The sequence below is a fragment of the Sphingobium sp. B11D3B genome, assembly GCF_025961735.1.
Classification (GTDB): domain Bacteria; phylum Pseudomonadota; class Alphaproteobacteria; order Sphingomonadales; family Sphingomonadaceae; genus Sphingobium.
The window spans coordinates 152596-164890 of the sequence record NZ_JAOQOF010000001.1; the positions used below are offsets into that span (position 1 = coordinate 152596).

The 12295-nt window shown below is 63.6% G+C and carries 10 protein-coding genes; 7 read left to right on the top strand and 3 right to left on the bottom strand.

The annotated features are described in order from the left end of the window. Positions 1-6: 6 nt before the first annotated feature. Positions 7-1212, bottom strand: coding sequence for a toxic anion resistance protein (locus M2333_RS00735; protein WP_181560383.1), 1206 nt, complete (start codon positions 1210-1212; stop codon positions 7-9). Between the two features lie 319 nt (positions 1213-1531). Between M2333_RS00735 and sthA the strand changes: the two genes are divergently transcribed. Beyond that, a complete protein-coding gene (sthA, locus tag M2333_RS00740; protein ID WP_264610511.1) occupies positions 1532-2929 on the top strand; it encodes a Si-specific NAD(P)(+) transhydrogenase in 1398 nt (465 codons plus the stop codon). A gap of 143 nt (positions 2930-3072) precedes the next feature. On the opposite strand, the gene M2333_RS00745 is transcribed toward sthA, so the two are convergent. Both M2333_RS00745 and M2333_RS00750 read right to left on the bottom strand, forming a co-directional pair. After that, a complete protein-coding gene (locus tag M2333_RS00745; protein ID WP_264610512.1) occupies positions 3073-4446 on the bottom strand; it encodes a glutamate--cysteine ligase in 1374 nt (457 codons plus the stop codon). Positions 4447-4510: 64 nt separating this feature from the next. Beyond that, positions 4511-5272, bottom strand: a complete 762-nt coding sequence (locus M2333_RS00750) for a 16S rRNA (uracil(1498)-N(3))-methyltransferase (protein ID WP_264610513.1) — start codon at positions 5270-5272, stop codon at positions 4511-4513. Positions 5273-5571: 299 nt separating this feature from the next. Between M2333_RS00750 and ubiA the strand changes: the two genes are divergently transcribed. From ubiA to M2333_RS00780, 6 genes are all read left to right on the top strand, one after another. Continuing rightward, positions 5572-6483 carry a 4-hydroxybenzoate octaprenyltransferase gene (gene ubiA, locus M2333_RS00755; RefSeq protein ID WP_264610514.1) on the top strand — a complete coding sequence of 304 codons (912 nt, stop codon included), beginning with the start codon at positions 5572-5574 and terminating at the stop codon, positions 6481-6483. A gap of 55 nt (positions 6484-6538) precedes the next feature. After that, positions 6539-7120, top strand: a complete 582-nt coding sequence (locus tag M2333_RS00760) for a YqaA family protein (RefSeq protein ID WP_264571072.1) — start codon at positions 6539-6541, stop codon at positions 7118-7120. A gap of 10 nt (positions 7121-7130) precedes the next feature. Beyond that, positions 7131-8714 carry an apolipoprotein N-acyltransferase gene (gene lnt / locus M2333_RS00765; RefSeq protein ID WP_264610515.1) on the top strand — a complete coding sequence of 528 codons (1584 nt, stop codon included), beginning with the start codon at positions 7131-7133 and terminating at the stop codon, positions 8712-8714. An 88-nt stretch (positions 8715-8802) separates the two neighbouring features. Further along, a complete protein-coding gene (gene metK, locus M2333_RS00770; protein ID WP_181560377.1) occupies positions 8803-10011 on the top strand; it encodes a methionine adenosyltransferase in 1209 nt (402 codons plus the stop codon). Positions 10012-10164: 153 nt separating this feature from the next. After that, complete coding sequence (trmB, locus tag M2333_RS00775; RefSeq protein WP_264610516.1) at positions 10165-10890, top strand: tRNA (guanine(46)-N(7))-methyltransferase TrmB; 726 nt, start codon at positions 10165-10167, stop codon at positions 10888-10890. 90 nt (positions 10891-10980) lie between these two features. Next, positions 10981-12225, top strand: a complete 1245-nt coding sequence (locus tag M2333_RS00780; protein ID WP_264610517.1) for a tyrosine-type recombinase/integrase — start codon at positions 10981-10983, stop codon at positions 12223-12225. Positions 12226-12295: the final 70 nt, after the last annotated feature.

A 12295-nucleotide genomic window follows, 5' to 3' on the forward strand; every position in this document is an offset into this window, starting at 1 on the left:
GCCCTGTTACTCGATTGCCGTCAGCGGAGACTGGCCGCTGGTCACCGCTGCCTGCGCGCGGGCCTGACCCTCCGCGCGCGCAATATAGCCTTTCGACTTCTCGACTTCGGTGCTCAGCGTGTTCACCGTCGTCTTCATATTCTCCAGCGCTTTCAGCTTGAAGGTGTCGATATTGTCCATGGTGTCGTAGATATTCTGGAAGGCGCGCTGCAGCGTCTCCAGCGGGATTGTGCTGCTGGCCGCCTGCTCATGGATTTGCGCCGACTGGGTCTTGAGCAGTTCGCCCGTCGAATCGATGAGATTGGCCGTGGTCGTGTTGAGGGCGGTGATCTGGTCGAGAACCAGCTTCTGCCCGGCCAGTGCCTGCGCTACGGTGACCGCCGTGCGCAAGGCAGAGACGGTGGTCGTGCTCGCGCGGTCCACCCCCTTCACCAGCTCGACATTGTTCTTCTTGACCAGATCCAGCGCCAGATAGCCTTGCACGGTGACCGCCATTTGCGTCAGCAGGTCCTGGGTGCGCTGGCGCACGTAGAACAGCGCGCTCTCCTTGATGGCCTTGCTCTTGGCCGGATCGGTCGCCTCCAGCTCGAAGGCTTTTTGTTCGAGCCGCGCGTCCATGGCCTTGGCGATGTGGATCATCTGCTCCAGCCGGCCCATGGTCGCCCACATGTTCTGCCGCTCGACATCGATGGCGGCATTGTCCTTGATCAGCGTGTCCTTGCCGCTGGCGAGGCTGCCGAGGATCGAGTTGATGTGCGTCTGGCTCGACTTGTAGCTGTCGAAATAGTTGCGCATCTTGTTGCCGAACGGGATGATGCCGAAGAGCTTGCGCGGCGCGAGCAGATTGCCGCGCTTGCCGGGATCGAGATCCTCGATGACACGGCGCAGCTCGGCAAGGTCGGTTCCGACATTGCTGTCCGCGTCCATGGCGCGCACCGGGCGATCGAGGAAGCGGTTGGAGTGGCCGGCAGCTTCCGCAATCTCCTTGCGGCCCATATTGGTGATCTGATCGACCTTGGCGCCGAACTCGGGGGAATTGGCGTCGAGCGCGGCCAGTTCCTCGACAAAAGCATCGACCTTTTCGTCGAGCTTGCTCTTCTTCTCATCTTCCAGCGGGACGAGGCCGGCAGCGCGTTCAGCCGTCACATTGGGCACCACCTCGGGTGGGGTGAGATCGAGCTTGTCTTGGGTCGTCGTCGCGCTGGTCGCCATCTGGGTCTCCTTGGGGTGTAATATTGCGATATAACACCGCCGGTTCAAGGCCGGTCTTCAGTATAGGGGGCATGGGGCGGAGAAGTAAGTCCCCGGAGGCGAGGACGCGGATTGCACTGCGCGGCCACGGCCCTCGCGAGGAGACGCCGGGACGGAGCGATGGTAAATCAAATCTAAGCCATTTGAGGCTAGGCCCGGCCGCCTTGGAGAGAACATTGCAAAGGCGGGGGAAATGCACCACCATCATCGCTTCGAGAGGATGTCCCTTGGAAGGCGGGTGGACAGGCAAGCAGCCTGTCAGGCAGCGGGGGGCGCCATTATGGATGTTTATGATCTCGTCGTGATCGGCAGTGGGCCGGCCGGGCGCCGGGCAGCGGTGCAGGCCGCAAAGCTCGGTAAATCGGTGCTGGTGGTGGAAGGGCGCAAGCGTGTCGGCGGCGTGTCCGTGCACACCGGCACCATTCCCTCCAAGACCCTGCGGGAGACCGTGCTCAATCTGACGGGCTGGCGCGAGCGCGGCTTCTACGGCCGCTCCTACCGCGTGAAGAAGGACATTGGCGGCAGCGATCTCGATCATCGGATCGACAAAACGCTGGAGCATGAGGTGGACGTGCTGGAGCACCAGTTCCAGCGCAATGGGGTGCGCACGCTGGAGGGATTTGCTCGTTTTATCGATCCGCACACCTTGCTGGTTACCGCGCCGGACGAAAGCGAATTGCGGGTGCGCGGCGAACGCATCCTGATTGCGGTCGGCACTGCGCCGTTCCGGCCGGATAATATCCCCTTCGACGACGATATCGTGCTGGACAGTGACGTGCTGATCGAGGCGCCGCGCGTGCCGCGCTCGCTGGTGGTGATCGGCGCGGGCGTGATCGGCATCGAATATGCGACGATCTTCTCAGCGCTGGATGTGGCGGTGACGCTCATCGAGCCGCGCGAGACATTCCTGGACTTCATTGATCGCGAGATCATCGAGGAATTCATCCATCAATTGCGCGACCGGGGCATGACCATCCGGCTGGGCGCCAAGGTCACCAATGTGGCGAAGGATGCGAGCGGAGCCGTCGTCACGACGCTGGAGGACGGGCGCGCGATCCGCTCCGAGATGATGCTGTTCGCGGCCGGCCGGGTGGGCGCGACGCATACGCTCGGGCTGGAGCATTGCGGACTGGCGGTGGACAATCGCGGCCGGCTGAAGGTGGATCCCAAGACCTTCCAGACCGAGGTGCCGCACATCTACGCGGCGGGCGACGTGATCGGCTTTCCCAGCCTTGCCTCGACCTCGATGGAGCAGGGGCGGATCGCGGCGTGCCATGCGTTCGATCTGCCGATGCCGCCGGCGCCGGCCTATTTCCCCTATGGGATCTACGCGGTGCCGGAGATTTCCACGGTCGGCATGAGCGAGCAGGACGTGAAGGCGAAAAAGATTCCCTATGAATGCGGGATCGCGCGCTTTCGCGAAACCTCGCGCGGGCACATCATGGGGCTGGATTCAGGGCTGATGAAGATGATCTTCTCGCTCAAGACGCGGCGGCTGCTTGGCGTGCACATCATCGGCGAGGGCGCAACGGAGCTGATCCACATCGGCCAGGCGGTGCTGAACCTCAAAGGCACGATCGATTATTTTATCGAGAACACGTTCAATTATCCGACGCTGGCGGAGGCCTACAAGATTGCGGCGCTGGATGCATGGAACCGGATGCCGCGGGAGGGGTGAGGGTTCGGTTCATCACTTCGTCATTCCCGCGCACGCGGGAATCCAGTTGATCGCTACCGCTCAGATCCCACGCCGCATCTGGATTCCCGCGTTCGCGGGAATGACGAGTGGTGTGCAGCGTTTAATGTTGAGGCGTCCGCCTTTCAAAAACTCTCTTCGCCGTAGACCTTCGTGATGTCGCCGTCCCAGGCGCCATTGTAGCGGTCCAGCAGGCGTTCGGCGTGGGTGCGGCCGGTGGCGACGACTTCGTCCAGCGCGGAGAGATAGCCGCCTTCATTTTCGCCGATGCTGTTGAGGCGGGCGCGGGCCGCGAGGCCAGAGCGGGCGATCGCGAGCACCTCGCCGGCGATGTCCTGCAGGGTACGGCCGCCAGGGACGGGCGCGCGCAGGGCGAGGCGGGGGACTTCGGTGCGGAGGGTTTCGCGCTCCTCCATCGTCCAGTCCTTGACCAGATCCCAGGCCGCGTCGAGCGCGCCATCGTCATAAAGCAGGCCGACCCACAGGGCGGGGAGGGCGCAGATCCGGTTCCACGGGCCGCCATCGGCGCCGCGCATTTCGAGGAAGCTCTTCATGCGCACTTCCGGGAAGGCGGTGGAGAGGTGATCCTCCCAGTCGCCAATGGTCGGGCGCTCGCCGGGGAGGGCGGGCAGCTTGCCATCGAGGAAGTCGCGGAAGCTCTGGCCGGCGGCGTCGATATATTTGCCGTCACGGAAGACGAAGTACATCGGCACGTCGAGTGCGTAATCGGCATAGCGCTCGTAGCCGAAGCCATCCTCGAACACGAAGGGCAGCATGCCGGTGCGGTGCGGATCGGTGTCCGACCAGATGTGGCTGCGATAGGAGAGGTAGCCGTTGGGCTTGCCCTCCGTGAACGGCGAATTGGCGAAGAGAGCTGTCGCCAGTGGCTGGAGCGCGAGGCTGGTGCGGAACATCTTCACCATGCGCACTTCGCTGGAATAATCCAGATTGACCTGAATCGTGCAGGTGCGCAGCATCATGTCCAGGCCCATGCTGCCGACGCGCGGCATGTGCTGCAGCATGATGCCATAGCGGCCCTTGGGCATGATCGGCAGTTCAGCACGCGTCTTGTCCGGCCACATGCCAAGGCCGAGGAAGCCCAGACCCAGCTTGTCGCCGATGGCCTTGACCTGTTCCAGATGCCGCCCGGTTTCGGCGCAGGTCTGGTGGAGATTATCGAGTGGGGCGCCAGAGAGTTCGAGCTGGCCGGCAGGCTCAAGGCTGATTGTGCCATCGCTGCCCGAGAGCGCGATGACCTTGCCGCCTTCCTCGACCGGTTCCCAACCGAACGTGCGCAGGCCATCGAGCAGATCGCGAATGCCGCCGGGCTCATCATACGAGGGCGCGCGATGGTCTGCGAGGCGGTAGACGAACTTCTCGTGCTCGGTGCCGATTTTCCAGCGATCCGCAGGCTTTTCGCCATCCTGGAACAGGCTGATGAGCTGGCTGCGAGACTCGATGATCGGATCTTCGCCCGCCGTTTCCTTGCGTGTACTCATTGCGTGATCCGGTCCTCGCCCTGCATCGGCGCGCCCATAAGAGGTTTGCCGCGCCCGCGCAAATTCATTTCGATTCGAAACTTGTCCAGTCACCGTTGAGCGCCATCCAGCAGGCCGTGGCGGCGATGGCGGCGGTCTCGGCGCGGAGGATTCGCGGGCCAAGGGAGATGGGGCGGGCGGCCGGATGCGCGCGGATCAGCGCGCGCTCCTTCTCGGTAAAGCCGCCCTCCGGCCCGATGAGCAGGGCGGCCGGACCGGTGTTCGCCGCAAAGCTCGTGGTCATCGGCTCGCCGCCCGTCTCGTCCGCGAAGAACAGGGCGCGGTCAGCCGGCCAGTCGGCGAGCAGGGCGGGGAGGGTGGTGAGGTCGGCCAGTTCCGGCAGCGCGGTGCGGCCGCATTGCTCTGCGGCCTCGACCAAATGGGCGTGCAACCGCTCGCCGTTGACCTTGTCGACGATGCTGCGCTCGGTGCGGGCCGGGACGAGCCGCGCGACGCCCAGTTCGCAGGCCTTTTCGGCGACCAGATCGATCCGGCCCTTCTTGATCGGGGCGACACAGAGCCAGAAGTCCGGCACGCTCTCCGGCGGGCGCGTCTGCGCCGTGCAGCGCAGGACGAGATCGCGCTTGCGGACCTGCTCGGCGGTGGCGCTCCACTCGCCCGAGTGGCCATCGAAGAGAAGGACGGTGTCGCCCTCGCGAATGCGCATGACCGAAATCAGATAATGAGCGCTGTTGCCCTCGACCGGCACGGCAACCTGCTCGCCGAGCGCCGTCTCGACGAACAGGCGCGGCGTAGATTTGGGTGGCCAGGCAGGGGTGGCGGGCATGGGCATTGCCCTAGTGCATCGTCCGTTGAATCGGCAACGTCTCAATTCCGTTCGTGTCGAGCGAAGTCGAGACACTCATCAGCGTGGCGTAAGTCGAGGGGCGTGTCTCGACTTCGCTCGACACGAACGGGAAAGCGCGACACGAACGGTGAAATTATACATACGCCGCTCAAGCCATATGGGCGGAGGCCACCAAGAGAAGGCGGAAAAGGGGGCCGGGCGCAAGGAGGGGTTGATCGGATGGTCGCTCCTGGCGCAGGGGTAGGGCGACCATCAAGGCAACAGGGACTAGCAAGGCGATGGAGCGCAGCGAGCCGCAATATGTGCCGGATACCGAAGCGCAGGGTCTCTTGCGCCTGCTCCCGGCTGCGGCACGGCCCTATGCGCTGCTGGCGCGGCTCGACCGGCCGATCGGCTGGTGGCTGCTGTTCTGGCCCGGCGCCTGGGCGATCGCGCTTGCCGGCGGGGTGCCCGAGCGCTGGACGATGCTGCTCTGGTTCCTGATTGGCAGCATCGCGATGCGGGGCGCTGGCTGTGTCTACAATGATATCGTGGACCGCGACCTCGACGCGAAGGTGGCGCGGACCGCCAATCGGCCCATCGCCAGCGGCGCCGTATCGCTCAAGGCCGGCTGGGCGTGGTTGCTCATCCTGTGCTTCATCGGGTTGATCGTGCTGCTGCAATTGCGCTGGCAGGCGCAGGTCGTGGCGCTGGCGAGCCTTGCGCTGGTCGCGGCATATCCGTTCATGAAGCGCATTACCTGGTGGCCGCAGGCTTGGCTGGGGCTGGTGTTCACCTGGGCCGCCTTGGTGGGTTGGGTGGAGATCAGCGGGGGCATGAACGCCGCGGGGCTGCTGCTCTATGGCGGCGCCTTCTTCTGGGTGATCGCCTATGACACCATCTATGCCCTGCAGGACAAGGAGGATGACGCGCTGGTCGGCATCCGCTCCAGCGCCCTGGCGATGGGGCCGCATGTGCGGGCGGGCGTGGGACTTTGCTTTGTCCTTGCGCTGCTCCTGTGGGGCGGAGCGCTCTGGCAGGGGGTGCCGAGCTGGCTCTCGCTCGTGGCGCTGGCGCCTCTGGCGGTGCAGTTCGGCTGGCAGGTCTGGACCTTGCGCGAGGATGGCAAGGACCCGCTCATCAAGTTTCGCTCCAACCGCTTCGCCGGTTTGCTAATGTTCGCCGCCTGCCTTGCGGTGGGCAGTGCTTGACGAACGCAGCGGGGGCGGGCAGGCGCAGGCAGCCTGACACCGCCGGGGAGCGCCAATGCTGCGTCGCATCTATGAATGGACTCTCGAGAAGGCTGGGCATCGCACCGCGCCGCGCTGGCTGTTCGGCATCAGCTTCATGGAAAGCAGTTTCTTCCCGATTCCGCCGGACGTGCTGCTGGGGCCAATGTGCCTTTCCAAGCCTCACAAGGCTTTTCAATACGCGTTGATCTGCACCGTGGCGTCCGTGCTGGGCGCATTGCTCGGTTATGTCATCGGCATGTTCCTGTTCGATACGATCGGGCGGGCGATCCTCGATTTTTATGGTCTGACGGCGGAGTTTCAGCACTTCGCGCAACGCTTTAACGAGCAAGGCTGGTTGATCGTGCTGCTCGCCGGCTTCACGCCGCTGCCTTTCAAGGTGATCACCATTGCGGCGGGCGCCACCGGGATGCCCCTTTATGTGCTGGTGATCGCGAGCATCATTTCGCGGGCCGCGCGGTTCTTTCTGGTCGCGGGTTTGCTGTGGAAGTTCGGAGAGCCGATGAAGGCCTTTATCGACCGGAACTTCGGGCTGATCACGGCGATTGTCGGCGCGTTGGGCGTCGGTGGGTTCGTGCTGGTCAAGTATCTGGTGTGATGGCGTGACAATGTCCCCCGCGCCTTACCGGATCGCTGCAGCCTTCGTCGCGCGCAGGCCGGGCGTGACGGCCCTGCTTGCCGGGCTGCTCTCCGCCACCGGTTTTGCGCCGCTGGGGCTGTGGCCGGTGACGCTCATCATGCTCGCGCTGCTGATGCAGCTGATCTGGGCGGCGCCGGACCGCAAGAGCGCAGGACGGATCGGCTATCTGTTCGGCCTCGGGCATTTCATGCTCGGGCTCAACTGGATTGCCCATGCCTTCACCTTTCAGGATTCGATGCCGGCTTGGCTGGGCTATCCAGCGGTTGGGCTGCTCTCGGTGTATCTGGCGGTTTATCCGGCGATGGCCGCCATGATCGGCTGGACGCTCGGGCGGGGCCGGCCGCAGGTCTTCGCCCTGTTCCTCGCCACGGCCTGGCTGCTGACCGAATATCTGCGCGCGAGCCTTTTCACCGGTTTCGCCTGGAATCCTTTGGGGGTGATCTGGCTGGGCACAGGCGTGGAGCAGACGGCCATCGCCATCGGCACTTATGGTCTTGGTCTGGTCGCCATGCTCGCAGCGGCGGCCTTGTGGTGGCTGGCGCACCGGCAATGGCGGCCGGCAGGTATCATGATCGTCGGCCTGGCGCTGGTGGCTGGGCTGGGGCTGCTGCGGGCGAGCTATATCGGCGCAAACGGCCAGTCTGGCGACCTTGCCAATATCCATGTCGTGCAGCCCAATATCAATCAGAACGAGAAGTACGACGCCAATCTTGAAATCTTGAACTTCCGCCGTTTGGCGGAGCTGACCATGCTGCGGTCCGGCAAGCCTGCGTTGATCTTCTGGCCGGAGGCAGCCGTACCAGCGGTGCTGGATATGGAACCACGCTGGCGCGGGCGGATCGCCTCGTTGCTGGGGATGGACGATCTGCTGATGCTCGGCGGCGACAAATATCATTTCCACGAGCAGGGCGGCGTGGTGGATACGCAGGTTCTGGAGGGCGCCAATAACAGCCTGTGGGTGCTGGACGCGCGCGGGGACCTGCATGGGCGCTATGACAAGGCGCACCTCGTTCCTTATGGGGAGTATCTCCCCATGCGGCCGGTGCTGGAGGCGATCGGCCTCTCGCGGCTCGTGCCGGGCAGCGTCGACTTTTGGCCCGGATCGGGGCCGCGCACGCTCGATCTGCCTGCGACTCCGGATGGCGGGCAGGCGCGCGGCAAGCTACGGATGGCGGTGCAGATCTGCTACGAGATCATCTTCTCCGGGCAGGTGGTCGACCGCGCTAATCGTCCCGATTTCCTGTTCAACCCGTCCAATGATGCGTGGTTCGGTAGCTGGGGCCCGCCGCAGCATCTGGCGCAGGCGCGGCTGCGGGCCATCGAGGAGGGGCTGTCCGTGATCCGCTCGACCCCCACCGGCATTTCGGCGCTGGTCGACCCAGCCGGGCGTGTCGTCCGGTCCATACCCTTCCAGCAGGCGGGTGCTTTTGAGGCCCCCCTGCCCGCGCCGCTTCCGCCCACCTTGTTTGCGCGGCTGGGCAACCTGCTGCCGGTCGGCCTGGCCGTGCTGCTGCTCGTCAGCGGCGTTGCTATCGCACGGCGCACTCGCTAAGGAGCGCGCAACATAAACATTTCTTTATATGAACTGCGGCCCCGAACTTCCGCCACGAGAGCCGCTAGAAGAAAGGTCACGATCTCCCATGCGTTCCAGCTATCTCTTCACGTCTGAATCCGTTTCCGAGGGGCACCCGGACAAGGTTTCCGACCAGATCAGCGATTCGATCGTCGACCTGTTCCTTTCCAAAGACCCCGAAGCGCGTATCGCCTGCGAGACGCTGACGACGACGCAGCTGGTGGTGCTGGCCGGCGAAATCCGCTGCAAGGGCGTGTATGAGAACGGCCAGTGGGCGCCGGGCGCGCTGGAGGAAATCGAGCGCACGGTCCGCCAGACGGTCAAGGATATCGGCTATGAGCAGGAGGGCTTCCACTGGGAGACGCTGCGCTTCGAGAATAATCTCCACGGCCAGAGCGAGCACATCGCGCAGGGCGTGGACGCGAGCGGCAACAAGGATGAAGGCGCTGGCGACCAAGGCATTATGTTCGGCTATGCCTGCAACGAGACGCCCGACCTGATGCCGGCGACGCTGGATTACAGCCACAAGATCCTCGAGCGCATGGCCGCCGACCGCCACTCGGGTGCGGCGCCTTTCCTGGAGCCGGACACCAAGAGTCAGGTCACGCTGCGCTTCGAGAATGGCAAGCCGGTCGCCTGCACTGCCATCGTCGTCTCCACCCAGCATGCCAAGGGCTATGATGCCGGCGAAAAGGAAGCCGAGCTCAAGGCCTATGTGAAGAAGGTGGTCGCCGACGTGTTGCCCGCCGCGCTGCTGAGCGACGAGACCGAGTATCACATCAACCCGACCGGCAGCTTCGAGATCGGCGGGCCGGACGGCGACGCAGGTCTGACCGGCCGCAAGATCATCGTGGACACCTATGGTGGCGCGGCTCCGCATGGCGGCGGCGCGTTCTCCGGCAAGGACCCGACGAAGGTTGACCGTTCGGCGGCGTACATCACGCGTTATCTGGCCAAGAACATCGTGGCGGCGGGCCTGGCCAGCAAGTGCACGATCCAGCTGGCTTATGCCATCGGCGTGTCCAAGCCGCTCTCGCTCTATGTCGATACGCACGGCACCGGCACGGTGGGCGACGACAAGATCGAGGCGGCGATCGGCAAGATCGAGAAGCTGGGCGGCTTGACCCCGCGCGGCATCCGCACGCATCTGGGGCTTAACAAGCCGATCTATCGCAAGACCGCAGCTTACGGCCATTTCGGCCGCAAGGCGGAAGGCGACTTCTTCCCCTGGGAAAAGACCGATCTGGTCGAGGACCTCAAGGCCGCGCTGGGCTGAGCCAGGGCGCTCCTTTGCGTTCTAAGAGATAGGGAACGGCGCGAGGCTTGCTTCGCGCCGTTTTTCGTAGGTGCTGCGCGGGCGGATGAAAGCAGGCACCGCGCGCGCCGTCCCCCGTTTCCTCCAGCGACAAAATGATCTAGGCGCACGCGCATGACAGCGCACAAATCAGGCGATCCCACCACGCTCAACCGGCTCTATGGCCGCCAATCCGGCCATAAGCTGCGGCAGGGGCAGCAGGCCCTTGTCGATGAGCTGCTGCCGGCAATCAGCGTGCCCGAGGAGGGCGAGATCACCGCCGAGCGCTTGTTCGGCCCGACCGCCTTTGGCGAGCGGCCGCTGCATTTCGAGATCGGCTTCGGCAGCGGCGAGCATCTGGCCTACCGCGCCGATATGCTGCCGGACCATGGCTTCATCGGCTGCGAGCCTTTCCTTAATGGCGTGGTCGGCGCCTTGGGGCATGTGCGGGACCAGCATCTGGGCAATGTCCGGCTGCATATGGGCAATGCCCTCGAAGTGCTGGCGCGCATCCCCGATGGGGCGCTCAGCTTTGTGTATCTGCTCCACCCGGACCCATGGCCAAAGGCGCGCCATGCCAAGCGGCGGATGATGAACAAGGGGCCGGTCGACATGATCGCCGCCAAGCTGAAACCGGGCGGCGAGTTCCGGTTCGGGACCGATCATCCGATCTACCTGCGCTGGGCGCTGATGGTGATGCGGGACCGCGAGGACTTCGACTGGCTGTGCGATAGCCCGCGCGATTTTCTCAACCGTCCGGGCGGCTGGCCCGAAACCCGCTATGAGGCCAAGGCTCGCAGGCAAGGGCATGAGGTCTGGTATTTTAAATTTAGGCGTACAGCCGCTAAGTCTGGCGTATAATTGTCGTCCTAGATCAATAAGATAGCTCGACATACACTTCCGGGCGTAACCCTCGGTTTCCTCCACGATGTTTGCTGGATGGTTGCTGAGATGACGGAAGGCAAAGTCATGGCTACTGGAAAAATTATCAAACGGAGCGTCGATTCGTTGATCTCTAAAGGTGCAAGCGACTTCCTCTGGGATGACGCACTCAAAGGGTTCGGCGTCAAAGTCCTCTCCTCTGGAAAGGCATCGTACATTCTGCAGTACCGAATGGGCGGTTCGGAAGCGAAGAGCCGGCGCTACACGATCGGTTCGCATGGCTCACCATGGACCCCGGTCACGGCACGTGCTGAAGCCGAGCGCCTCGCAATCCTGGTTGCTCAAGGTGTTGATCCTGGAGAAGCGGCGAAGGCACGACGGCGCGAGGCAGTCGACCTAGCTTTCTCCAATTTTGCAGATCGCTTCGCCCAGTCTTTGAGCGGCAGATGGCAAGCTACGGTGATACGAAATCTGCGTCTGCATGTGAAGCCAGTGCTTCGCAACAAGCCTTTGCCGAAGATTACCCGTGTAGAGATTGTTGCTGTGCTCGATGCCATGCCCGCCGGGCAGATGGCCAACCGGCGTAACGTGTTCGCGGTCATGCGCCGCCTGTTCAAGTGGGCCGTCAGTCGCGGGGATATCGAGCGTAGTCCTTTGGAAGGCATGGAAACGCCGCCTGCCGTTCAGCCGCGCGACCGTTGGCTCAAAGATGACGAGCTTCGCCGGATATGGACGCATGCGCCGAAAACCCATCCGTGCTTCGGTCCAATCATCCGTTTGTTGATGCTGACTGGCCAGCGCCGGGAAGAAGTGAACGATATGACGTGGGACGAGATAAGCCGGGCCGAACGGCTTTGGAGTCTTCCCAGTTCGCGCACCAAGAACAGGGAGCCAAACGAGATTTACCTGAGCGACCCAGCTATCGCGGTGCTGGACGGACTTGCACTGGGACCCAAATGGCCGCGGCAAGGTCGCGTGTTCGCGACTTCGACCGGTGCGCGCTACACAGGATACCACAAAGGGAAGCTCAAGATCGAGCGACTGCTTGCGTGTGATGGTGGAGAGGCTGTTCCCGATTGGCGCCTGCATGATCTACGGCGCACAGTCGCGACCGGCCTCCAACGGCTCGGTGTCCGCTTTGAGGTCACAGAGGCCGTTCTCAACCATGTGGGCGGCTCGCGGGCGGGCGTCGCGGGCATCTATCAACGATACAACTGGAAAACGGAAAAGAAGGAAGCGCTGCGCGATTGGGGTAACTACGTGGCAGCCCTTCTCGAAGACAGTGGGAGCGCCTGCGCGAAGGCATTTGACTAACAGCGACACCGCTAGGGCGCGCCAATCGATCGAAGGCGGGCGTCAACTCCATAGGGTTAGACCGGATCGC

Bases quoted from the DNA above. Each gene is read 5' to 3' on its own strand.
- M2333_RS00735 (WP_181560383.1), bottom strand. From the start codon at position 1,212: ATGGCGACCAGCGCGACGACGACCCAAGACAAGCTCGATCTCACCCCA.
- sthA (WP_264610511.1), top strand. From the start codon at position 1,532: ATGGATGTTTATGATCTCGTCGTGATCGGCAGTGGGCCGGCCGGGCGC.
- M2333_RS00745 (WP_264610512.1), bottom strand. From the start codon at position 4,446: ATGAGTACACGCAAGGAAACGGCGGGCGAAGATCCGATCATCGAGTCT.
- M2333_RS00750 (WP_264610513.1), bottom strand. From the start codon at position 5,272: ATGCCCGCCACCCCTGCCTGGCCACCCAAATCTACGCCGCGCCTGTTC.
- ubiA (WP_264610514.1), top strand. From the start codon at position 5,572: ATGGAGCGCAGCGAGCCGCAATATGTGCCGGATACCGAAGCGCAGGGT.
- M2333_RS00760 (WP_264571072.1), top strand. From the start codon at position 6,539: ATGCTGCGTCGCATCTATGAATGGACTCTCGAGAAGGCTGGGCATCGC.
- lnt (WP_264610515.1), top strand. From the start codon at position 7,131: ATGTCCCCCGCGCCTTACCGGATCGCTGCAGCCTTCGTCGCGCGCAGG.
- metK (WP_181560377.1), top strand. From the start codon at position 8,803: ATGCGTTCCAGCTATCTCTTCACGTCTGAATCCGTTTCCGAGGGGCAC.
- trmB (WP_264610516.1), top strand. From the start codon at position 10,165: ATGACAGCGCACAAATCAGGCGATCCCACCACGCTCAACCGGCTCTAT.
- M2333_RS00780 (WP_264610517.1), top strand. From the start codon at position 10,981: ATGACGGAAGGCAAAGTCATGGCTACTGGAAAAATTATCAAACGGAGC.